Here is a 24,894-nt window from a genome sequence, read left to right as displayed (position 1 = left end):
CTCTATTTATTAATTTTAATAGATAGAGATTGTGTTTTTTTTTTTGCAAAATATTCCCACCCAACTTTTACAATCCCCAAAATTTGGGTATATTAAATGTGTTAGATTTTAAGAAAGCATGGTGATTAAATGAAAGATAATAAAAATGGTGGTGGTATCCACTACGCTTGGTTTATATTAGCTATTTCAGCAATAGTTTTAGGAGTTTTTGTTCCGATAGTAACATCTCTGTCCAATAGTTGGCAGATTGCTGTAACAGAGGATTTAGGATTTTCTAGAACCGCTTATTCCATAAGTGGGACTATAACTCAAGCGGTAGGTATATTTTTAGGGCCGGTAGCGTCATATTATTTAACTAAATATAATTTTAAGAAATTGTGGACAGCTTTTGCTATATTGTTCTCTGCAGGGGTATTTGGTTTTTCTTTAGCACAAAATCAATATCATTTTTACATATCTGCTTTTGTAGTTGGGGTTTGTTTTATAGCGACTACATCAATTCCTATAATGATGATGATAAATAACTGGTTTTATGAAAAGAGAGGGCTTGCAACTTCAATTGCAGTATCAGGTATATCTGCAGGTGGAGCTATACTGAGTCCACTTATCAGTAGGGTTATATCTAATTATGGATGGAGAACATCATATAGAATGTATTCCCTTATTATACTGGTAATAGCTATTGTATTTGGAATTTTCCTTATTTATTTAAAACCAGAAGATAGAGGAATGAAACCTTACGGATTTAAGAAAAAAGAAAAAATTGAAAAAGAAAATTTAGGTGGAGAAGTAAGCAAGTCTTTAGAAGTCGGATTAAGTTTAAGTGCATCAATAACTTGTAGTTTCTTTATATTTTTAATCTTAGGATCTATAACTAATGGACTTGCAAATGGTGCTAGTTTACAATTTCCACCAGCATTGCAACAAGCTTTAGGTGTAGAAAGATCAGGTTCTATAATTTCTATATATTTATTAATAGGTGTATTTGGGAAATTATTGCTTGGAGAAATCGCCGATAGATTTGGAATTTATAAAGCTTTGATATTTGGTTCAATTACATTATCACTAAGTTTTGTATCTATGTTATTTATCGATACTTCTTGGGGGCCATGGGCGTTAGCAGTAATTTTTGGACTTGGTTTAGCAATGGGGACAGTTATACCTCCATTAGTTACTTCTTCTATTTATAATAGGGAAATGTATGGTGAGGCTTACGGTTTCGTGCAATCAGGTATGCAAATAGGGGCGGCTATAGGACCTTTATTTGTGTCATTTATTTTTGATAGATCAACTTCATATTATATTGCTTGGATTGTTAATATTGTTCTAGCTATATTGACAGGAGTGCTTTGGTATATTGCACATCAAAGAGCCAAGAAATATAAAAATAAGAATGTGAAGTAATTTAAAAGGAGATAAATTATGGAAAAATATATTGATATTCTGAGAGATTTAATTCAAATAGAATCAGTGAATGATAATGAAAAGGAAGTTGCTGAATATATCGAAAAATTATTTAAAGATTATGATAATGTAGAAACTCAAATAATCGATTCTTATCCTAATAGATCAAATATATTAGTTAAAGTTAAAGGTAAAGAAAAAGGTAAAATATTTGCTTTTTCAGGACATTTAGATGTAGTCGAAGCTGGAGAAGGCTGGACTTATCCTCCTTTTGAAGGAAAAATAGTTGATAATAAGATGTATGGAAGAGGAACTTCTGATATGAAAGCAGGGGTTGCTGCTAGTTTATACGCTATTTTAGAAATTCTAGAAGAAGGCGTTGAATTTAAAGGTGAAATTTGGTTTATAGGTACGGTTGGAGAAGAAGTAGGAATGCAAGGAGCATTGGATCTTGTAGAAAAAGGTTTACTAGATGATGTAGACGCAATCTTAATATCTGAACCTACAAAAGGAGAGGATGAACACTTAGCTATATATGCATCTAAAGGTTCTATCATGTATACAGTAAATGCAAAGGGAAGAGCGTGTCATTCTTCAATGCCAGAAATTGGTATAAATGCTATAACAACCATTACAGATTTTGTAACAAATGTACAAGCAAAATTTGATGAAATAACTAATGATGAAAAATATCAAAATGCTGACTTAGGTTCAACATTGAATGTTTTCTCAATGATAGAAGGTGGAATTCAATTTAATTCTGTACCAGAAAATGCAAGTATTAGTGGAAATATAAGAACAGTACCTGAATTTGGATCTGAACAATCTATAAAAGTTTTAGAAGATGCTATAGAAGAAAATAATAAGGATGATAGTAAGGCCAAGCTAAGTCTTGAATTGATTCAAGTATTAGACCCTGCTCTTGCAAGTAAAGAAAATGATTTAATAAATTCATTAAAAGAATCAGCAAAAGATAAAAATATAGTTGTAAAAGCGTTGATAGGTACATGTGAACTATCCAGATACATTCATATCAGAGATGATATTCAATTAGTCGTATATGGTCCTGGAGTTACAAAAACAGCTCATATAGTTGACGAATATGTCGAACTAGATGAATATAGTGAAAATGTAAGAATATTTAAGGATACATGTCTTAGATTTTTGGAGAGATAGGGTAGAACACCACCAGTTAACTTATGGTTTTAATTTATAAAAATTATATGTGATTAATGTTAGAGATTTAAATATTTTAATAAAATATTAAAAAATTGTAAAAAATATAAAAAGAATAATATGAAATCCATTTCAATAAATAAATAAGGAAAATACAATATAACAGCTTATATGTTATTTTTTTATCTCTAAATAATTCATGAAAACGATATCTAAACTAATTGACTTAAAAAAAAATTTAAATTAATATAATTGTAAGGAGTTTCATATGACTATAAAAGATGTAGCCAAACTTGCAGGAGTATCAGTGTCTACGGTTTCACGATATATTAATAATAGTGGAATTGTAAGTGCTAAAACTCAAGCAAAAATAAGAAAAGCGATAGAAGAACTTGATTATATCCCTAGCTTGAATGCACAATCTTTAAAAAGTAGGGAGTCAAAAATATTTGCTTTGATTTTACCAGATTTAAGAAATTCTTTTTTTGTAGAGTTAGCGGAAAATGTAGAAAAAGAATGTTTAGATCGTGGCTATAATTTAATCATTTGTAACCTTAATCATAGTTTAAAAAAAGAAAATGTTTATATATCTATGATAAAAAGAGTTGGTATCGATGGTGTTATGGCATCTTCGGGCACAAACTTAAGAAGACATTTAGATAAAATACCTATGGTTTTATGGGAGAGAATGAACTTTGATGAAGTTCAAGGCTATCAGCTTATAACGAATCATGAACAAGGTGTTAGACTAGCAGTTAAACATTTACATGAAATTGGATGTGAAAAAGTATTATATTTACACCCATATATCCATAACTTTCCTTCTTATATAAGGATGAAAGAGTTTAAAAAAACTTGTAGAAAATATGGAATATTAGGAGAAACAGCAGGGTTTAATGATTTGCAACGTAGTTTTGATAGAATAGATTATAAAAATTATGATGCTATATTCTGTTGGAATGATGATACTGCTATAGACTTGATATTCTACGCTCAAGAAAAAGGAATAAATATACCTGAAGATATAAAAGTGGTAGGTTTTGATAATACTAATTTATCTTCAAGAGTAAAACCTGGTTTAACTACAATAGAACAATCAACACCGGAAATTGCAAAAATAATGGTTAAAACACTGATAGATATAATGAATGAAAAAATAGAACTCAATGGGACAAAAAAGATAAATGTTCAAACAAAATTAGTTGTTCGAGAATCAACTTCAAATAAATAAATAAAAATAAATATATATATAAATATATTTTTTTAAACAAAACTGGTATCGATACCACAACTGAAAAACAAACGTTAGGAGGGATTTTATGGAACTGTTGGCTGGAGGTATAAATAATATTTATATGGCCAGAAAAGGGAAAAGAAAGAGAAAATCAAGTTTTGATTTAGAAGGTGGAAACAAAGATTTCTTTGTTTTTGAACCAGGAGATGTAAAAGATATCGCAAATATCAAGACACCAGGAATTATTAGACATATATGGATAACAATGGCTCCACATTCTACTAAAACTAATGAAGACTATATATATAGAAAAGTTGTTTTAAGAATGTTTTGGGATGATGAAGTTAATCCTAGTGTTGAAGTTCCAATAGGGGATTTTTTTGGTATTGGGCATGGTGTAGTGAAAAACTATGTATCTGCACCGTTTCAAATGGCTCCAGAAGGTGGTAAAGCATTTAATGCATTTCTTCCAATGCCTTTTGATAAATCAGCAAGAATTGAAGTAGAGTGTAATACTAAATATCCTATAAAGTTTTATTTCTACATAGATTACGAAGAACATAAAAAAGAGGATATTAATAGCCCTTATAGATTCCATGCAACTTGGCGTAGAGAATTAACTAAAGGTATAGATGATAAAGAAGTATCAAATGTTGAATATGAATTCGGTGGAAAAAATACAACTGGAGATGAAAATTATGTTCTACTAGAAGCTGAAGGAAAAGGGCATTATATAGGATGTAATCTAAATATTCATAATTTAAGATTTACTAGAGAATGGAACTGGTATGGAGAAGGTGACGACATGATTTTCATTGACGGAGAAGAATGGCCTCCATCTCTTCATGGTACAGGAATGGAAGATTATTTTAATACTGCATGGTGTCCACAACAAGAGTATCATTCTCCATATTTTGGAATCACAATGGGTGGAGGAGATAATTGGTCAGGAAAAATAAGTACTTATAGATATCATATAGAGGACCCAATTATGTTCGAAAAATCCATAAAAGTTACTATAGAACATGGACACAATAATCATAGAAGTGATGATTATTCAAGTACGGCATACTGGTATCAAACAGAACCACATAAAAAATTCGAAGAAATATTACCTGTAGAAGAAAGATTGCCTATAGATACTATTGAAGGATTAACAGATGAAAAATTAGAGCCAATTAATGGAAAAATTGATTTGAGTAAATATTAAAATTATAAGGAGAAAAAAATGAAAAAAGTATTAGCGATAGTTTTATCAGCATTAATGGTGTTATCTCTTGTTGCGTGTAATCAAGAAAATAATCAAGGTGGAAGTGGTAACAGTGGCGGAGAAAAAGGAACAATTGCATTAGTAATTCATAGACAAGATGATGACTGGTCACAATCATTTGCTCAAGGTTTTGAAAAAGCAGTTAAAGAATCAGGATATGATTACGAATTTTTAAACCCTAATGGTAATTTAGAAACGCAAATATCTAATATAGAATCATTCACAGCTAAAGGGGTAAAAGCTATGTCGATAATTCCTCTAGATGTAGACGCAATAGTTCCAGCGGTTAAAAATGCTAGAGATAAAGATATTAAAATTATTTCTGAAGGTCCATCTACAGATCATGTTATGACTTCTGATGGATATGGTGGTGGACAACAAGCAGCTAAAGCATTAGTTGAAGGTATGGGAGAAAAAGGTAAAATAGCTATAATTGATATTACAGCTACAATGCCGGGTGTTGCTCTAAGAACAAAAGGATTTAAAGAATATTTAGAAAAATATCCAAATATTGAAATTGTAGAAGAAAATAGAGTTATGACAACAGATGAAGCGATCTCTACAGCTGAAAATATTTATACTTCACATCCGGATTTAAATGGTGTTTATGGATCATTTGCAAATGCAACTATAGGAGCGGGTAGAGCTGCAAAAAATATGGGATTAAAAGATTTAACAGTAGTAGGTATTGATGGAGATAAAGAAATATTAAGAATGATTGATGAGGGTTGGATTTACGCAACATCATCTCAAAATCCAATTGAACAAAGTGCTGCATCCGTTAAAAACTTAATTGACCAAATAGAAGGAAAAGCAGAAGAAAAATCTGAAGTAGTTGTTGATCATGTTTTAGTTGATAAAAATAACTTTAAAGAAATATGGAAACAAATATATGGAGAAGATTATAAATAAGATTCTTGTGAGCTTCTATCAAATTGATAGAAGCTCATTATATAGAAATGGTTACGGAGTGAAAAATGTCATTATTAAAAATAGAGAATATTACTAAAAAATTCAATTCATTTTATGCTTTATCTGGAGTAAATTTTGATATAGAAAAGGGAGAAATTCATTCTCTAGTTGGTGAAAATGGTGCAGGAAAATCTACATTAATAAAGCTTATAAGTGGTATTTACAAAAAAACTAGTGGTAAGTTTTATTGGGAAGGTAAAGAAGTAGATTTTATAAATCCTGTATATTCTCAAGATTTGGGTATAGGAACAGTTCATCAAAGTTTTCCATTAGTTGAAGACTTAAGTGTTATGGAAAATATAGTTTTAGGTCATACGCCAACAAATAAATATGGAATTGTAGATTGGAAAGAAATAGAAAAAACAGCCATTGAAATAATATCAAACTATAATCTTAATTTAAATCCTAGGGTATTGGTAAGAGAATTATCTACAGCTCAAAGACAATTAGTATCAATTGTACGAATTTTATCAATGGATGCTAAATTAATAATTTTAGATGAACCTACAACAACTTTATCTAGAAAAGAGCAAGATAAATTATTTGAACTTATACATGTTTTGAAGGATAAAGGAGTATCAATTTTATATATTTCTCATGAACTAGATGATGTTATAGCTATTTCTGACAGTATAACAGTGTTAAGAGATGGAAAAACAATTGAGACTATGAAAAAAGATGAAATATCATATAAACGTATGATACGTGGTATGGTCGGTAGAGAATTGAAATCGGTAGAAGAAGTGGAAAGAGAAATAGGAGAAGATGTAGTTTTAGAAGTGAAAAATCTTTCAAGTAATGAGGGGATAAAGAATATAAGCTTTAAGCTTCACAAATCTGAAATTCTCGGTATAGGTGGTTTAGTTGGTTCAGGAAGAACCGAAATATTAAATGCTATTTATGGATATTCTAAGTATGATGGTGAGATATATATAAATGGTGAAAAAGTTGAAATAAAAAATATTCAAGATGCATTAAAGAATAATATAGGGTACTTGACTGAAGATAGAAAAAAAACAGGTTTGCTAACAGATTTAAGTATTAAACATAATATAACAATTAACAATTTAAATAAAATAGTAAATAATGGAATTTTAGACCTTAAACTTGAAAATGAAGAAAGTGATAAATATATAAATAAATTAAATATTAAATCTAGAAGTAGAGACCAAAATGTTACTGATTTAAGTGGCGGTAATCAACAGAAAGTTATTTTTGCTAAATGGGCTATGAATAATCCTAGTATACTTTTTTTAGATGAGCCTACAGTAGGAGTAGATATTGGGGCTAAAGAAGAAATATATGAGATTATATATGATATGACAAAACAAGGAATTTCTATAATATTAGTTTCTTCAGATTTGCCAGAGTTGCTAAGACTTAGTGACAGAATACTAATAATGAAAAACAAAGAACTTAGTGGTGAAATAGAAAATAGAGAAGAATTTAATCAAGAAAAATTTATGGAAATTGCAACAAAAGTAGAGAAAACAAATTCAAAATAGTTGGAGGAGATAAATAAAGTGGAAGTAGTAAAAAAAATATTAAAAAATAGAGTTTTAACAAATACCATTATAATAGGGATTTTATTTGTTATATTTTCTTTGATGAATAATTACTTTTTAACATATGGTAACTTGAGAAATATTATATTTCAATCTGGGATTACTATAATAACGGCTTTTGCTATGACTTTTATTATATTAACAGGTGGAATTGATTTATCTATGGGAGCTGTAGTTGCTCTTTCTACTATTGTAGGAGTTTTGTCTATGAACAAAGGAGCTCCATTAATAGTAGGGATTTTAGTTACAATTTCAGTAAGTACATTATTTGGGCTTGTTCACGGATTATTTGTTGCTAAGACAGATTTAAATCCTTTCATTATAACGTTATCTACAATGAATGTGGCTAGAGGGGCTTCTTACATAATCACAAATGGTGCTACAATACCTTTTAGTAATAACGCTTATTTATCAATATTCAACGGAAGTTTTTTAGGGATTCCATTTCCAACATACTTAGTTGGTTTATTACTTGCGATTACTATGTTTATTTTATCTAAAACAAAAATTGGTAGAGAAATTTATGCTGTAGGTAGTAATAAACAAGCAGCTGAATTTTCAGGTATTAATTTATCAAAAGTTTATATATTTACATATTTAATAGCGGGTGTTTTAGTTGGTATAGGAAGTTTATTAGTAATTGGTAGAGTTTCATCTGGTATTCCATCTTATGGGGTTGGTCTAGAACTTGACGCTATAGTTGCTGTAGTATTAGGAGGAGCAACAATGTCAGGAGGTAGAGGAACAGTTTTAGGAACTATAATAGGTTCTTTAGTAGTAGTAGTTCTATTAAATGGTTTAACAATATTAGGTATAAGTAATTATATACAAATGATAATAAAAGGTATCATAATATTGATAGCGGTATACTGGGATAGTTTAGATTTAGATTAAAATAGGAGAAAAAATGTCAAAAAATATTATAGAAAAATTAATTGACTATACAGATGCTCAAGTAAGAGAGTTAGAAAAACTTAAAAATTTATATAATGATGAGTATGAAAAAGCAATCAATCTTATGCTAAATGCAAAGGGAAAAATAGTATTTATAGGGGTGGGGAAATCAGGACATATAGGAACGAAATTGGCGGCAACTATATCTAGTACAGGTACTCCATCCATATTTGTTCATGCAACTGAAGCTGTACATGGAGATTTAGGAATGATTCAAGAAAATGATGTAGCTATATTGCTTTCAAATAGTGGTGAGACTAAAGAGGTTCTTAATACTATAAATTCTTTAAGAAAAATGAAAATACCAACTATATCTATATCTAGCTCTGAAAATTCGACATTAGCTAAAAATACTGATATAGCTCTTTGTTATAGTTATGAAAAAGAAGCTGATCATTTAGACTTAGCTCCAACTACAAGTTCTACCATTATGCTGGTTATTGGAGATTCATTGGCTTGTGTTTTAAGTGAGTTAAAAGGATTTAAGAAAGAAGATTTTCATCTTTATCATCCAGGAGGAAGTTTAGGAGACAAATTATCAAAATAGGAGGAGATATGGATATATTAGTTATTGGTAGTTTTATGATGGACCATATAATTAAAACGCCTAGAGCTCCAATAAAAGGAGAAACAATAATAGGAGACAGTCTAAAAATAATGCCTGGAGGTAAAGGTATAAATCAAGCTGTAGCAGCAAGTAGACTAGGAGCTAATGTGAGTATGGCTGGAATGCTTGGAGATGATGTTCATGGAAAATCATTTTTAAAAGTTCTAGAAAATGAAAATATTAATAGTGATAATATTTTAATAAATAACAAGTCTTCTACTGGAGTTGGTATGGTTGTGAATGAGGATGATGGAGATAACAGAATTATTGTTATTCCAGGTTCTAATCTTGAATATAATTTAGATGATTTATATAAAATTAGAAACGAAATAAAAAGAAGTAAGATTTTAGTTTTACAGTTGGAGATGCAATTAGAAGTTATGGAAGAGGCTATAAATATCGCTCACGATTTAAGCGTTCCTGTTGTGTTAAATCCTGCTCCAGCCCAGAAGTTAAGTAAAGAATTGTTAAGTAAAGTAACTTATTTAACACCTAATGAAACAGAATTAGGAATTCTAACTGGTGATAAAATCGATAGCATTGATCAAGCATACAAATCAGCTAAAAAATTGTTAGACTTAGGTGTTAATAATGTTATAGTAACTTTAGGAGATAAAGGCGTGATTTATTTAACGGAAGATGAACGAGGATATATAGAAGCACAAAATGTAGAAGCTATAAACACGATTGCTGCCGGAGATTCATTTAATGGGGCGCTCGCTTATTGTTTAGTAAATGATAAAAGTTTAGGAGAATCTGTTGAATTTGCGAATTGTGTAGGGGCTCTAACTGTAACAAAAGATGGAGCAATACCTTCTCTACCATATTTAGAAGATGTGCTTGAATATATAAGTAAAATTTAAGGGAAAATCATGGAAGTAAATTTAACTAAAGGAAATATACTAAAATCATTAATATTATTTTCTATACCAATTATAATTGGGAATATATTTCAACAAATGTACAATATATTTGATACATTGATTGTTGGGAAACTTTTAGGGAATATCGCATTGACTGCGGTGGGTTCTTCTTATGCTTTAATGGTTTTAATTAGCTCAATTATAATTGGCTTTACTATGGGAGCAAGTGTATCTTTTTCTCATTATTATGGTGCCAACTCTCATGATAAATTGAAGAGTGCTATATTTAATTCTTTTATTTTTGTTTTAGTGGTATCTTTGGTTTTAAATATATTGTCATATCTTTTACTAGATAAAATATTAGTTTGGATTAATATACCTAGTGAAGCTTTGGTTATGACTAGAGAATATCTGAGTATAATTTTTATAGGTATATTTTTTATATTTCTATATAATTTTGTAGCATCTATATTAAGATCGATAGGTAATACCAAAATTGCTCTATATTTTTTAATATGCTCTACATTAATTAATATCTATTTAGACTATGCTTTTATTAAATATTTTAATATGGGAGTAGCTGGTGCGGCGTGGGCAACAATAATTGCTCAAGTGTTCGCATCATTAGGAATTACAATGTATTTGGTAATTAAAAGAAAAGATTTATTACCTAAAAAAGAACATATGGAATTTGAAAAGTATGTTTTAATGGATATAATTGACAATTCTAGTTTAACAGCCATACAACAATCGATTATGAATTTTGGAATATTGATGATACAAGGATTGGTAAATAGTTATGGACTTATAGTGTCGGCGGCATTTGCGACAGTAGTAAAAATAGATGCTTTTGCATATATGCCAGCACAAGATTTCGGGAATGCATTCGCAAGTTTTGTAGCACAAAATAATGGAGCAAATAACAAAGAAAGAATAGATAAAGGACTTAAATTATCCATGTTAGTTTCTATTATATTTTGTTTAATTTCATCGATATTGGTATATATTTTTGCTGAAAATCTTATGCTTATTTTTGTAAAAGAAAGTGAAATAGAAGTATTAAAAGTAGGAGTCAATTATCTAAGGACAGAAGGTGTATTTTACATAGGAATAGGAATACTTTTCTTATGGTATGGATATTATAGAGGATTATCTAGGGGAAAACAGTCCATAATACTAACTGTAATATCACTAGGGCTAAGAGTGCTACTTGCGAATATTTTACATGTATATTATGGTACATTTGGTATATGGATTAGTATAGTAATTGGATGGTTCGTAGCGGATTTATATGGATATTATATATATAGAAAATTTAAGAAATTGGAAATAGCTTAGTTAGAATTTAGAAGATAGAATTAGCTCTATCTTCTTTTTGCTTTATCGTGATAAAAACGCATCAATTCTAATAATTACAAATATATAAGTGCTTTGTCAGAAAACATGCTATTTTATTGATATAATATATATTAATAAAAATGATTTTTAAAAGTGCTAAATTATATAGACATTAAGATTAGATTTAAAAGGATAAATATTCTAAGAAGGGGAAGATATGAAAGCTTTATACAAAAAAATTTATGAAGATTTTAAAGAAAAGATTGAATCGAATAAATTGAAAGTGGGAGAAAATATCCCTTCTGAATCGCAATTACAAATGAAATATAAATGCTCTAGAGATACTGTAAGAAAAGCGACTTCGCTATTAGAACAAAATAATTATATTGAAAAAAGCAGAGGAAGACAGGCTACAGTAAAACTTAGAAATAAATATACTTTTCCAACTTCAAAGATTGAGTCATTTAAAGAATTAAATATCAGAAATGGTTTGAAAGCTAAAACTAAAGTAGTTTTTCTTGAATATGGTTATAAGGAAGAAAATGATTTTTCATCTCATTTTGATAATTGTGTAAAAGTCGTAAGATTAAGATCAATGGATGGAGAGAAGAATGTCCTTGACATAGACTATCTTGATGGTGATTTGATACCAGGGCTAACTAAGAAAATTTGTGAAAATAGTATTTATGAATTTATTGAAACAAAATTGGGTGTAGAGATAGGATATGCTAAAAAAATCGTGACTGTAGAAAAACCTACAAGTTTAGATATGGAAATTTTAGGAGTAGATGAAGATGATTTGCTTGTAAATATTGAATCTTACACATTTACAAAAGATGGAAAACTATTTCAATCAACGATATCTAAACATAGACACAGTAAATTTAGATTTGAAGCATATGCAACAAGATAAAATGTAAAGGATTTCATATTGTAATATATTTTCTCGTATGATAATATCGACTCAACAAGACTAGTACGTACAAGTTAAAAGGAGGAAATATGGGAAAATATAGTCAAGATGCCAAAAAGCTTTTAGAGCTAGTTGGTGGAAAGGAAAATATCAAAGCTGTTTCACACTGTGTTACAAGAATGAGATTTGTATTATTTGACGAATCTAAAACAAATACAGAAGAGATAGAAAAACTCAAATCAGTAAAGGGAAGTTTTACTCAAGCTGGACAATATCAAGTTATAATTGGTAATGAAGTAGACCTATTTTATAATGACTTTAAAGAAGTTTCAGGACTTGAGGGAGTTTCAAAAGAACAGGCAAAAGTTGATGCTAAATCAAATCAAACAGCACTTCAAAGAATAATGTCAACACTTGCAGAAATATTCGCTCCAATAATACCAGCGATTGTTGTAGGTGGTTTGATTTTAGGTTTTAGAAATATTTTAGAAGCTGTTCCAATGTTTAATGAACTTGGAGAATTTACATTAAGAGAAGGAAAACAAACTATCGTTCAAATGTCAACATTTTGGAATGGTGTAAACCACTTCCTATGGTTACCTGGTGAGGCTATATTCCATTTCTTACCAGTGGGTATTACATGGTCAGTAACTAGAAAAATGGGTACTACTCAAATTTTAGGTATTGTTTTAGGTATAACATTAGTATCCTCACAACTTTTAAATGCATATGATGTTGCTAAAGCGGTTGAAGAAGGAACAGTGCCATTTTGGGACTTTGGATTTACAAAAATAAATATGATAGGTTATCAAGCGCAAGTTATACCCGCTATGCTTGCAGGTTTCACTCTTTCATATCTAGAAAGATTCTTTAAGAAGATTATACCGGATGCAGTACAGATGATATTTGTACCATTCTTTGCACTATTAATTTCAATTATTGTAGCTCATACTATACTTGGACCAATTGGTTGGAAGATTGGTTCTGCAATATCTTCAGTAGTATATAAAGGACTTACATCTACACTTAACTGGTTATTTGCAGCAGTGTTTGGATTCTTCTATTCACCACTTGTTATTACTGGTCTTCATCATATGACAAATGCGATAGATTTAGAATTGATTAATTCTACAACAACTGCTACACAACAAGGTACAACATTATTATGGCCAATGATTGCTTTATCAAATATAGCTCAAGGTACAGCAGTTGCTGCAACATTATTTATAAATAGAGGAAATACAGCAATTAAAGAAGTGGGAGTTCCAGCTTGGATTTCTGCTTGGCTTGGTGTTACAGAACCGGCTATGTTCGGTGTAAATATTAAATATAGATATCCATTCTTAGCAGCTATGATTGGTTCATCACTTGCAGGATTATTCTCAGTAATTACAAATACTGGTGCTCTTTCAATAGGTGTTGGTGGTATTCCAGGAATATTATCATTCCCATTCAATAAATGGCCAACATTCTTTGTAGCTATGTTAATTTCAATCGCTGTAACATTCGTATTAACAGTTCTTTTCTCAAAAAGACAAAAAGCTAAAATGATATAGAATTTAAGATGTAAAAGATGAGGAGTTCATTTTAGAACTCCTCGTTTTAGTAGAAGATTGGAGTAAATATGGATTTTAAGGATAAAGTAGTTTATCAAATATATATTAAATCATTTCAAGATACAGACGGTGATGGCATAGGTGATTTGAAAGGTATAACAAAAAGACTTCCTCAATTAAAAGATTTGGGAGTTGATATTGTATGGATTACACCTTTTTTTAAGTCCCCTCAATATGATAATGGATATGATGTAGCAGATTACAAATCTATCGATCCTTTATTTGGAGATTTTGATGATTTTGATGAAATGATGAATACGGCTAAATCACTTGGAATTGAAATTATGCTTGATATGGTGTTTAATCATACTTCAACTGAGCATGAATGGTTTCAAAAAGCTCTAAGCGGTGATAAAAAACATCAAGACTATTATATATTTAAAGAATCAAATGATGGAGCTCCAACAAATTGGTTATCAAAATTTGGCGGAAGTGCCTGGGAATATGTTGATAATCTTGATAAATGGTATCTACACCTATTCCATGTGAAACAGGCTGATTTAAACTGGGATAATCCAGATTTAAGAAGAGAAATATATGATGTAGTTGATTTTTGGAAATCAAAAGGTGTATCAGGGTTTAGACTTGATGTTGTAAATCTAATATCAAAACCTGAAATCTTTGAAGATGATTATGAAGGGGATGGAAGAAGATTTTATACGGATGGGCCAAATGTTCACAAATATTTGAAAGAACTTGCACGTGAAGGTGGATTTAGTGAACTGATTACTGTTGGAGAAATGAGTTCTACATCTATAGATAATTGTATTCTTTACTCAAATCCGGATGAGAAAGAATTATCCATGGTATTTAATTTCCACCATTTAAAGGTAGATTATAAAGATGGTCAAAAATGGGTTCTTGACCAGATTAGATGGGATGAGTTATTTGGTCTATTTGATGAATGGCAAACAACCATGCAAGAACATGATGGATGGTCTGCTTGGTTCTTCAACAATCATGATCAACCAAGGGCTATTTCAAGATTTACTGATGATATAAATTACCATTATGAATCAGCAACATTGATTGCTACATTGACACATATGATGAGAGGAACTCCTTATATTTATCAAGGGGAAGAAATTGGTACATCAAATCCAAGATTTGAAAGAATTGAAGAATATATTGATGTTGAAAGTCAAAATTATTACAATATATTGCTTGATGAAGGTAAAACTCCAAAAGAGGCACTTCATATAATTTCTGAAAGATCTAGAGATGATGGTAGAACTCCCGTAGCTTGGGAAGAAAATTCTCCATATTATGGGTTCTCAACAGTTGAGCCTTGGATAAGTTTTGGTAAGGTGAGTAATTTTTATGATAGGGATTTAAATAGTCAAAAATCCATTTATAAATATTATCAAGAGCTTATTAAACTAAGGAAAAATCATAAAACTATTTCTCATGGAAAATATAAAAAAATAGATTCTATTTATCAAACGTATGCATTTGAACGTATATATGAAGATGAATCCATACTTGTTATGCTTAATTTTACAGAGGAGGAGATGGATTTAGAAATTTCTGAGGAAATTATCAAAAAATATAATGAAGGTGAAATATTGATAAATAATTATGATGATTTTAACATTAAAAAATTAAAAGCTTATCAAGCGATAGTAATTAGAAAATAGTTTGATCTCTCCATAAAATTTATTTAAATATATCTACAGAAGTTTAATTTTCAATATTTACTAATAAATAAAAATGTACGAAACTTTACAAGAATGATATAATTATAACTATATTGTGATATAGGCGGTATTAATGTTTGAACAAGTAGTAGATAAGTTGAAGGAGTTAAGTATAGAAATATGATATAGTTGAACATAAGCCAGCCTTAACTATAGAGCAAGCTGATAAATTCATTGAAGGAATGGTCGGTGTTAGAACTAAAACTAAAATTAAAACTATGTTTTTAACTAATAAGAAAAAGAAAAATTTTTATCTTGTGATTATGGACGACTATTAGAGAGTGGACATGGATAAATTTAAAGAAATTGTCGGCGAAAAGCAAATAAAAATGGCTTCAGAAAATAGTCTTTATGAAAAAATGAAGCTAGAGCCGGGGGGTATCACCTTTTGGTCTTCTAAATAATGATGATGAAGATGTAAAAATCTATATGGATAAGGAAATTATATATGAAGAAATAATGACATTTCACCCAAATACAAATGAAAAAACAATGTTTATAAAGACTAAAGATTTATTCAAATATTTTGACAATATTGGATATGAAGTAAATATTGTTGAGTTGTAGGATATTTATAGTATTTTTTTATGGCGTATCAGGACCAATATAATTCTGATACGCTTTTTTTTAATATGTATAATAAATAAAAAGACCTGTTTGTTAAAGTTGTTATCAAAAAATAATAAATGAAGAGTAGCTTACTTTTTTTTGATTTATTTAACAAACAGGTTAATTTATATTAAATTGAATATCCATTTATCAAAATAAAAATAGATATTGGAAGTTTTTAAATTATGAGTTTGATTATTTTCCTTTTGCAGCTTCGATAAATTCTTTAGCTCTGTCATAATCAATTTCATTATATAGATATTGATCTTTCTTTATTGTTGTACCAACGATAACTCCATCACAATATTCTAACATTTCTTTTATATTATCTTTATTTGATCCGCTACCCATAATTAATGGATAATCTGGATATTTATTTTTCACTTCGGCCATTTTAGATACTTTAGGAGGTAATCCAGCTCTTGGTCCGCCTATGAGCATACCGCTAATTGGCATTGAAACGAAAGCGCTAGATATTTGATCTAATATATCTCTAGTGTCTAGTTCTACACCAGCGTGTGCTTCAAAATAAGTATAAATAGATACATCATCTGCTTCTATCATCTTTTTATATCTGAAAATTTCTCCAGGATGAAATCTTTGAAGCCCAAAAGTTGTTTCATAAGAATTAGATACATAAGTTCTTACGAATTTTGCACCTATTGCATTAGCGACAGCGATTGTTGCTTTTGGATCTATTAAAACTCCGCATCCATATGGGATTTTTATATCTTCTATGACAGCAGAAGCGATTCTTACATAATTAGCGATTACTTCAGGACCAACTTCTGTTAGATAAGGTCTATCAGCTTCATTAGCAAAAACTATTGCGTCAAATCCTAAATCTTGTAATATTTTAGCTTCTCTTTTTGCTCTCTCTATTTGTTCTTCAATAGAGTAGCTTTTATCGTAATAAGGTGTACCAGGCATTGCTGTCAAGTGTACGCATCCGATAATTGGTTTATCAGTATTAAATGTTTTTCTATGTTTTTCTAATAAATTCATGAATCCTCCTACATTATTCCGGTAAATTTCAATACAAAAGCAAGTGCGAAAATAATTAAAATTATTTTATTAGCAGATATTTTTCTCTTTTGAAGTAAGTGGTAAACGAATCCAAATGCTACTAGATTTAGTAAATTAGGTAGAATGCTATCTAGCATTGGTTGAACTTCTGAAACGACTTCACCAACTTTAAAAGTAAGTGGAGTTTTTAAGTTCATATTTCCAGATACTAAAGCGCCTAAAACCATCATTCCAACTACACCAAGAGATTCGGTAATTTTAGATAAAGAGCCTTCTCTTAGCAACTGAACAACAGAGTTTTTACCTAATTTATATCCAGAGTTAAACATGATTCTGCTTACAATTAGAGCGTACAAACTCATTCCAAGAATAAATATAACTGCTCCAGTAGGATTTCCTTTTAAAGCAAAATCGATAGCGATTCCTAAAAGAATAACTTTTACTAATGCTTGTGTAATTGAATCTCCTATACCAGCGATTGGTCCCATAAGAGCAGTTTTCATGCTTGATATAGTTTCATTAGTAATGTTTTCTCCGTTAGCTTTTTCTTCTTCTAAAGAAGCTACAATTCCTAATATAACAGATCCCCATGTATTTTCGGTGTTATAGAAAGTCAAATGTCTAGTTAAACCGTCTGCAAGTTTTTCTTTATCATTTTTATATAATTTTTTGAATAAAGGCGACATACTATGAGCGAATCCAAGTCCCATCATTCTTTCATAGTTATAACAAATTTGCCCGAAGCTTATCCAAGTCAACCAAGATTTAGTTAAGTCGCTTTTTGATAATTTAACATTTTTATTATTATTTTTAGTAGTTATATCGTTCATTCTTGACCTCCTGCTAATTTATTTCCTGAATAAATATAGTGCATAATAGCTAAAGCTGCTCCAATTATTGAGATAGCCATTATATTTAATTCTAGATATGCAGATGCTACAAAACCAATAATGAAAAACGGAATTAATACTTTTCTACCTAATTGTTGAAGTAGTAAAGCTAATCCGAGTGCTGGTAATATTTTACCTGCTAGAATTAAAGAATCTATAACGATTTGTGGAATGGTTGATAAAAATGCTTCTAATCTTGCTGCACCAAAGTACACTGCTAGAAATGAAGGTATAAACAATAGCACGAAAGGTACGATTTGAGATGCAAAAACATTCATAACCATTATTCCAGTCGTATTTCCTTCTTTAGCGTATTTATCTGCTTTATGAACTGCAAAAGAGTTTAAAGACATCTTTGCGTTTTGAGCAATTGTACCTAGAGTTGCTAATGGAACAGCTATTGTAAGACCAACTTCTGGTGGTTGATGTGCTAACATTGTCATAGCGACACCTAAATAACCAGCTATAGATAAGTCGGATGGAACAGCTCCACCAACTGCAACTAGACCCATGTATGGCAACATAACATTTGCCCCAACTTGTAGTCCGTAAGACAAATCTCCAAATACTAAGCCATATATAAATCCGGCTACTATAGGTCCTCCAAAGTGGAAGGCCCATCTAAGCCACATTGGCATAGCGGCAGAAACAAACCAAGTTAAAAATGCAACGAGCAATGCTTCTTTTATCATTTTTTTCTCCTTATTTTAATTTGTTAGATTATTTCTTTTATCTGTGTGCATCATTTGTGCATAAACGTTAGTTCCTGATTTTATTATATTATCTAAAGATACTAATTCTGATTCTGATAAACTAACGTTGTTTGTAATTTTCTTCCTATCAGGAGTTGATGAAACATTTCCTATTTGTAATTCATTAATCTTATATCCATTATTAATAACTCTTTCGACATTTTTAATATCCTTAAATAGGAGTAGAGTGTTTTTCGAATCATTTTTTATCATTTCTAAATAATCAATTTGAGAAGAGTTTATAACTTTTGTTTCAATTCCGACAGGAGCTGAATAAGAAATTACTTCTCTCATAAATTCGTCATTATATACTTCATCATCAACAACAACTATTCTATTTAATTTTAAATATTTTGCCCATGAAGTCATTATTTGTCCATGAACAAGTCTTTCATCAATACGAGTCAATACTATTCCCATTTTTACCTCTTAATTTATAAATTTAATTGAACTGTCTTTTATTGATTTAATTTGCTCAACTATTTGAGTTAAATTACTATTATCAAACTTTATTAAAGAGACTATTTCTATATATAAAGGAAGATTTATCCCTGTTATTATATAAATGTTACTCCTACTTGATTGTCTAATTAGTTTTAATACAGTATTGAAAGGGCTGCCACCTTGTATGTCAGCTAGAACTAGGATGTCATCGTTATAATCCTCAAAATATGTAAAGATTTCGTTTTCATACTCTGCAATATTTTTATCAGAATCTAGTATAAAGAAATCAGAAGCATTATTGAATCCTGTTATCATAGCACCTGTTTCTACAAGGCTTTTTGCAAAAGACCCGTGGGATACAACTAAAACTTTCACTATTCCTCCTTTCTACTAAACAGTTTTAGTTAATCTATTTAGTAAATATATGTTATCATTAATAAATAAGTATGTCAACGATTTCATTTGTTTTATTTTTAAATAAGTATATAATAATTATTATTAAAGGAGTGCGTATGATAAATATTAAGGATATAGCTAGGATGACAAATCTATCAACGACTACTGTTTCAAAAGTGATAAACAATAAAGTTGATGACTTAAGTGAGGAAACTGTAAAGAAAGTATTAAAGGTAGTAAAAGAATATAATTACATGCCTTATAAAACTATTTTAAATAACAAAAGTAGTAAGAGTTTCACCATAGCGTACATAACTAAAAATCTTACTAAATCACTTCTAATACTTACAGGTATTCTAGATGTTTTTAATTCAGAAGGTTATTCATTATTGATATACGATAGTCAAAATTCCATTGAAACTGAAAATTTAAATTTATCCAAACTTTCAAATCAGAATATTGATGGACTTATTTGGGAGCCTGTAGATTTAAATAATAGTGAATATCATGAAAAAATAATTAAACAGAATAATTATAAAATACTATATATTAATTCTTATGAACAGAAAATAGATAATTTTTATATTGATTATGAAAAAATGGCATATATCGCTACACAAAAATTAATAGACTATAAACATAAGAGGATTGCTTGTGTTTATAAATCAGATAGTTTAAGAGGAATGGAGACTTTAAAGGGCTATAAAAGATGTTTAATGGATAATTCTATATCTTATTTTAAGGAAATTACTTTTGATGATGACGATTTGAATTTTAATGTTTCTATGTTTGGAAGCTCAACTGCTATTTTAACTTCTCATTTTACAGCAGCTGATAATATAAGAAGATATTTTAACAATCAAAATATATTCTTCCCAGAAGATATTTCTTTGGTTTCTATGATGAATCAGATTAGATCTAGTGTTGAAGAACCTGATATTTCAACAATAAAAATACCAAATAAAGATTTTGGTAGATTTGTGGGAAGGAAAATAGTTCAATTATGTGAGTTAAACAGAATTGAAGAGAAAAAATTTGTTAAGGACTATCTAATAACTAATGATATTACAATCGATATTCCAAAAGATATAAGAGAATCTAAAGCTATAGTAATTGGAGGGATTAACGTAGAAAATATAGTTCATATAGATAAAAGTTTAGAGGAAGTTTCATCACAATATGCTGATAATATGCTAACAATCCCCGGTGGGAAGGCATTAAATCAAGCGATAGGTATAAAATTGCTTGAAAAAAATGTTGAATTAATAGGTAGGATAGGAAGTGATGAAGCTAGTGATTTAATTCTTAAAACTTTAGAAGATTATGGAATAAATGATAAACATATAACCATTGATAAGTCAACGAAAACGGCTAGTTCTATAGTTGTAACGAAAAAAACTGGAGAATACAGTACTATAGTTACTAAAGGCGCTAATGACTTTATTTCTAAGGAATTCTTTTTTAAAAATGATAATCTGTTTAATAATACTTCGTTTTGTATTGTTAACACAGAAATACCTATGGAATCAGTAAGTGAAATATTAAAAATATGTAAGTTAAAAAAGGTTAAAACTATACTTCAACCTTCAACAATTACGAATATTCCGAACAGAGATTATAAAAATATAGATATATTATTTTTAACTTCATTTGAAGCGAAAGTGTTAACAAAGGAAAATATTATTGAAAATCAGTTTAAATATTTTTCTTCAAAGAAAATAAAGATAATAATTATTTCTCTTGGATCAGAAGGAATATATTTAAAAGTTAATGATGAAATAAAGTTTTTTAAATCTAAACAGCATTCGGTTGTTGATGAATCTAGTTATAATGATGCATTTTTATCTGCTTTTTGTGCAAGATTAATGGATAATTACTCTGTATATGAAGCTGCAAACTCAGCTATAATAGCTGCAAACTATAGTATATCTAAAATGGGTTCATTTGATTCATTAATTGATTTAAAGACTTTAAATCGTATAGAGAGCACGAGGTAATAATTTAAAATATATTATTTATCATACTTAATAAATATGTTATAACATACAAACTAAACAAAACTAGGAATAATTTCAAATTTATTTAAAATTATTCCTTTTTTATTTTTCATTTTAGTGAGTTGAGTGAACATAAGTGAACGAAATAATAAACCACCTGCTATACAGGTAGAGGTAATTTTAAACTTAAAATGTTTTTATTTATCGGATATGATATGGTCTGATATATTTGTAAAACTAAAAATATGCTATTATACAAAATTTTTTTAAAATTCTCTATTCAAGGAGTATAATCTCTAATGGAGGTTAAAATGAAGAAAATTTATAAAATGGAAAGTAACACCCATTACTTAAAGAAACTTAATTTAATCGCATATGGCTCAATTATTGGAATATTGGTTGGTGTGCTTATTTCAATATATAGGAAACTTGTGGTATTTATGCAAGGAAAGATGATTATGTTTTATGAAAGTGGAAAATCTTCAATTTTAAGTTTTTTGTTAGTTTTATTTGTAATAATTATTTTTGGACTTATAGTTGGATTGTTAACACAAATTGAGCCTAAAATCGGTGGTTCGGGAATTCCGCAGGTTGCCGGTCAGATGAAGGGGTTAATGAGAATTAATTGGAAAAAAGTTTTGCCATTTAAGTTTGTGGGCGGGCTTATTGGACTTGCAACAGGACTTACGGTTGGAAGAGAAGGTCCGTCAGTACAAATGGGAGCGACAGTTGGTCAGGCTATAGCAGAGATTAGAAAGAAAGATGATAAAAACAAGAAATTATTTATAACAGCCGGAGCAGCTGCTGGATTATCATCCGCATTTAATGCACCGATTTCAGGATTTGTATTTGTACTTGAAGAATTGCATCAAAAGTTTGATAAATACATATTTTTAATAGCGGCATCGGCTGCATTTTTAGCGGACTATGTCTCAGATTTTGTATTTGGTACAAAGCCTGTAATAAATGTTGGTCATCTTAAGGAAATACCTATCGATAAATATTATTTGATTATATTACTTGCAGTTTTAATAGGCTTTTTATCACAATATTTTATAAAGGGAATTTATTTTGTAAAGAGATTCTATCAAAAATTAAGATTACCTACATATTTAAAAATAGTTATTCCATTTGTAGTGACTGCAATTGCGATAATTATATTTCCAAATTTATTTGGTTCTGGTGAAGAATTTATATTTTTACCATTTGAATTAAATCCTGATATAAAAACTCAAATTTTACTTTTAACTGCAAAATTTATACTTTTACTTTTAGCATTTTGTTCTGGAATGCCAGGTGGGATATTTTTACCAATGCTTGTGCTTGGAGCACTTATTGGAAATATATTTGCAAGCATTATGGTAAGTGTTGGATTACTCACTCAAGACTATATTATGATATTTTCACTAATTGCAATGGCTGCAAATTTCTCCGCGATAGTTCGAAGTCCACTTACTGCAATGCTTTTAATACTTGAAATGACAGGTGCATTTATTTATTTTCTACCAATTGGACTTGGTGCCATGATTGCATATTTAATGATTGATGTAATCAAAATAAAGCCTGTATATGAAATGCTTCTTGAAATGATGGTGAAAAAAATAAATTTTACTTTAAGTATTAAATTTATTTTAGATATACTATAATATAAGTAATAGACGGATTTCAAAACCTAGCTTGAAAAAATATAGACTTTATTATATTTGAATTATTAAATTTATGAGAATAGATTAGTAATTAATTTGTAACAGTGGTTGGCGTTTAGTTTTTATTATTGTTTTTTTTAGAGGGCACATTATGAAAGATAACAGAGAAAAAAGAGAAAAAGCTATAGGTTTCGGCGGAATGATTGGTGTGGGAATAGGTGCTTTAAAAGGTGCAAGCTCAGATCATTTTGAAATATGGCTACTAATTGGTATGACAATAGGTATGATGGTTGGCGGTCTTTATCTGGTTCTAAAAGAAATATGGGAGGATGAATAAAGTTTATATAATTTATATTTGAAGAGTTTCTTACTTAATTGATGAAATATAGTAAAAATGAAAGCGTGTCAGAAGGATTCAGTATCTGATATGCTATTTTTTTATATGAAAGTTGTGACAGAGAGATAGAATTAACCGTTTCGAGTAAAATCGAAACGGTTTGTGTAAATTTATAAGGAGGTAAGATGGATAAGAAAGAATGACAATTAAATCTAGAAGATAGTGAATATACTTATACAAGAATAGATCATGATAGGGTAATAGTTCGAGCGGTAGTTATAGATGATGAAGAGAATTTCTATTTTGTGAGAGTAAATAGAGATGATGATTTTGGAAAGGCGACACTTATTGAAACTGCAGGTGGTGGAGTTGAGCCGAGAGAAGATTTAGAAACGGCAATTAAGCGCGAACTTAAGGAAGAGCTTGGTGTTGAGGTTAAGATTTTAAGAAAGATTTGTATTGTAAGTGATTATTATAACTTTATACATAGACATAATATCAATCATTATTTCCTGTGTAAGATTGAGTCCTTTGGAAATACGAATATGACAAATGAGGAAATCAATGATTTTCATCTTTCAACTTTGAAGTTAAGTTATGATGAAGCTTTGGCTGAGTATGAAAAATGCAGAGTTTTAAGACTTAGAAGATTTATTGAAAATAGTGAAGTTCTGTTGTTTAAAAGAATTGATGAGAGTGTATATGGAGTTTAAGATTTTAAAAATGTTGTATAAGGAATTTTTATGTAAGATATAAATAGGATTTTAATGCTGCATCAAGGTAAGCTCAGTAAAATAGGAAAAGGTGTGGATTATTTAATGAAAAATAAGGAAATAAAAATTAATGTATAGAGTTAAAAAGGTGGTGTTGCAGATTAGTTAGATTTAGTCTACACACCACCTTTTTTCTTAAATATCTAAATTTAGACATTACAGTCTAGTCTTAAATTTTTGATTTTTCAAAATTTTATATATAGACACCTAAAAATAGGCTCACTTAATAAAGCTATGCTTTTTTACAAATATTTTTCTAAGCAGCTTTATATTTTATTATTTCTAAATTGTTTTTCATTATCTTTGATGATAATTTATTTAAGTTTAAGGCTATTGATAAAAGGTTTATTTCACTTCTTACATTTAGTTTTCCTGTATGATTAAATCTATTGTATGATAAACCATCTTTTATTTT

22 protein-coding genes and 1 pseudogene are annotated in these 24,894 nt (G+C 29.3%); 18 read left to right on the top strand and 5 right to left on the bottom strand.

Translation table 11 applies throughout. The annotated features are described in order from the left end of the window. The first annotated feature begins 129 nt into the window (after window positions 1–129). From G534_RS0103390 to G534_RS08920, 14 genes and pseudogenes are all read left to right on the top strand, one after another. The gene (locus G534_RS0103390; protein WP_027347869.1) at window positions 130–1,404 is read left to right on the top strand and encodes an MFS transporter; all 1,275 of its coding nucleotides are present in this window, start codon (window positions 130–132) and stop codon (window positions 1,402–1,404) included. 18 nt (window positions 1,405–1,422) lie between these two features. Then, a complete protein-coding gene (locus tag G534_RS0103385; RefSeq protein ID WP_027347868.1) occupies window positions 1,423–2,580 on the top strand; it encodes an ArgE/DapE family deacylase in 1,158 nt (385 codons plus the stop codon). A 268-nt stretch (window positions 2,581–2,848) separates the two neighbouring features. Beyond that, window positions 2,849–3,811, top strand: coding sequence for a LacI family DNA-binding transcriptional regulator (locus tag G534_RS0103380; RefSeq protein WP_027347867.1), 963 nt, complete (start codon window positions 2,849–2,851; stop codon window positions 3,809–3,811). An 88-nt stretch (window positions 3,812–3,899) separates the two neighbouring features. Then, window positions 3,900–5,024, top strand: coding sequence for a glycoside hydrolase family 172 protein (locus tag G534_RS0103375; protein ID WP_027347866.1), 1,125 nt, complete (start codon window positions 3,900–3,902; stop codon window positions 5,022–5,024). A gap of 18 nt (window positions 5,025–5,042) precedes the next feature. Beyond that, complete coding sequence (locus G534_RS0103370; RefSeq protein ID WP_027347865.1) at window positions 5,043–5,996, top strand: sugar ABC transporter substrate-binding protein; 954 nt, start codon at window positions 5,043–5,045, stop codon at window positions 5,994–5,996. A 65-nt stretch (window positions 5,997–6,061) separates the two neighbouring features. Next, window positions 6,062–7,561 (top strand): sugar ABC transporter ATP-binding protein, encoded by a 1,500-nt coding sequence (locus tag G534_RS0103365; RefSeq protein ID WP_027347864.1) that lies wholly within the window; start codon window positions 6,062–6,064, stop codon window positions 7,559–7,561. Window positions 7,562–7,579: 18 nt separating this feature from the next. Next, complete coding sequence (locus G534_RS0103360) at window positions 7,580–8,515, top strand: ABC transporter permease (protein WP_034595939.1); 936 nt, start codon at window positions 7,580–7,582, stop codon at window positions 8,513–8,515. A 13-nt stretch (window positions 8,516–8,528) separates the two neighbouring features. After that, complete coding sequence (locus tag G534_RS0103355; protein WP_027347862.1) at window positions 8,529–9,122, top strand: KpsF/GutQ family sugar-phosphate isomerase; 594 nt, start codon at window positions 8,529–8,531, stop codon at window positions 9,120–9,122. 8 nt (window positions 9,123–9,130) lie between these two features. After that, a complete protein-coding gene (gene rbsK, locus G534_RS0103350) occupies window positions 9,131–10,045 on the top strand; it encodes a ribokinase (protein ID WP_027347861.1) in 915 nt (304 codons plus the stop codon). A gap of 9 nt (window positions 10,046–10,054) precedes the next feature. Beyond that, window positions 10,055–11,383: an MATE family efflux transporter gene (locus tag G534_RS0103345; RefSeq protein WP_027347860.1), complete on the top strand. Its 1,329-nt coding sequence runs from the start codon at window positions 10,055–10,057 to the stop codon at window positions 11,381–11,383. Window positions 11,384–11,600: 217 nt separating this feature from the next. Continuing rightward, window positions 11,601–12,296 carry a trehalose operon repressor gene (gene treR / locus G534_RS0103340; protein WP_027347859.1) on the top strand — a complete coding sequence of 232 codons (696 nt, stop codon included), beginning with the start codon at window positions 11,601–11,603 and terminating at the stop codon, window positions 12,294–12,296. Between the two features lie 89 nt (window positions 12,297–12,385). Beyond that, on the top strand, window positions 12,386–13,852 hold the full coding sequence (treP, locus tag G534_RS07815) for a PTS system trehalose-specific EIIBC component (RefSeq protein WP_034595938.1): 1,467 nt from the start codon (window positions 12,386–12,388) through the stop codon (window positions 13,850–13,852). Window positions 13,853–13,920: 68 nt separating this feature from the next. Next, window positions 13,921–15,549, top strand: a complete 1,629-nt coding sequence (locus G534_RS0103330; protein WP_027347858.1) for an alpha,alpha-phosphotrehalase — start codon at window positions 13,921–13,923, stop codon at window positions 15,547–15,549. 347 nt (window positions 15,550–15,896) lie between these two features. After that, window positions 15,897–16,176 (top strand): annotated as a pseudogene (locus tag G534_RS08920) (YbaK/EbsC family protein). A 237-nt stretch (window positions 16,177–16,413) separates the two neighbouring features. Here the strand turns inward: G534_RS08920 and G534_RS0103315 are convergent. The 5 genes from G534_RS0103315 to G534_RS07805 are packed head-to-tail and all read right to left on the bottom strand — an operon-like array spanning window position 16,414 to window position 19,705. Continuing rightward, window positions 16,414–17,223, bottom strand: a complete 810-nt coding sequence (locus G534_RS0103315) for a BtpA family protein (RefSeq protein WP_027347857.1) — start codon at window positions 17,221–17,223, stop codon at window positions 16,414–16,416. Between the two features lie 8 nt (window positions 17,224–17,231). Next, window positions 17,232–18,074, bottom strand: a complete 843-nt coding sequence (locus tag G534_RS0103310) for a PTS system mannose/fructose/sorbose family transporter subunit IID (RefSeq protein ID WP_027347856.1) — start codon at window positions 18,072–18,074, stop codon at window positions 17,232–17,234. Further along, complete coding sequence (locus G534_RS0103305; RefSeq protein WP_027347855.1) at window positions 18,071–18,826, bottom strand: PTS mannose/fructose/sorbose/N-acetylgalactosamine transporter subunit IIC; 756 nt, start codon at window positions 18,824–18,826, stop codon at window positions 18,071–18,073. Before G534_RS0103305 ends, G534_RS0103310 begins: the two co-directional genes overlap by 4 nt. A 15-nt stretch (window positions 18,827–18,841) precedes the next feature. After that, on the bottom strand, window positions 18,842–19,306 hold the full coding sequence (locus tag G534_RS0103300) for a PTS sugar transporter subunit IIB (RefSeq protein ID WP_027347854.1): 465 nt from the start codon (window positions 19,304–19,306) through the stop codon (window positions 18,842–18,844). A gap of 9 nt (window positions 19,307–19,315) precedes the next feature. Beyond that, complete coding sequence (locus tag G534_RS07805; protein WP_034595936.1) at window positions 19,316–19,705, bottom strand: PTS sugar transporter subunit IIA; 390 nt, start codon at window positions 19,703–19,705, stop codon at window positions 19,316–19,318. Between the two features lie 137 nt (window positions 19,706–19,842). On the opposite strand from G534_RS07805, the gene G534_RS0103290 reads away from it, so the two are divergent. From G534_RS0103290 to G534_RS07795, 4 genes are all read left to right on the top strand, one after another. After that, the gene (locus G534_RS0103290; protein WP_027347853.1) at window positions 19,843–21,723 is read left to right on the top strand and encodes a PfkB family carbohydrate kinase; all 1,881 of its coding nucleotides are present in this window, start codon (window positions 19,843–19,845) and stop codon (window positions 21,721–21,723) included. A gap of 311 nt (window positions 21,724–22,034) precedes the next feature. Beyond that, the gene (locus G534_RS07800; protein WP_051177406.1) at window positions 22,035–23,369 is read left to right on the top strand and encodes a ClC family H(+)/Cl(-) exchange transporter; all 1,335 of its coding nucleotides are present in this window, start codon (window positions 22,035–22,037) and stop codon (window positions 23,367–23,369) included. A 151-nt stretch (window positions 23,370–23,520) separates the two neighbouring features. Continuing rightward, window positions 23,521–23,706, top strand: coding sequence for a hypothetical protein (locus G534_RS0103280; protein WP_027347852.1), 186 nt, complete (start codon window positions 23,521–23,523; stop codon window positions 23,704–23,706). A 242-nt stretch (window positions 23,707–23,948) separates the two neighbouring features. Then, window positions 23,949–24,419: an NUDIX domain-containing protein gene (locus G534_RS07795; RefSeq protein ID WP_051177405.1), complete on the top strand. Its 471-nt coding sequence runs from the start codon at window positions 23,949–23,951 to the stop codon at window positions 24,417–24,419. The last annotated feature ends 475 nt before the right edge of the window (window positions 24,420–24,894 follow it).

The organism is Helcococcus sueciensis DSM 17243 (assembly GCF_000423145.1).
Lineage (GTDB): Bacteria > Bacillota > Clostridia > Tissierellales > Peptoniphilaceae > Helcococcus > Helcococcus sueciensis.
This window is presented reverse-complemented; position numbering and strand designations above follow the sequence as displayed.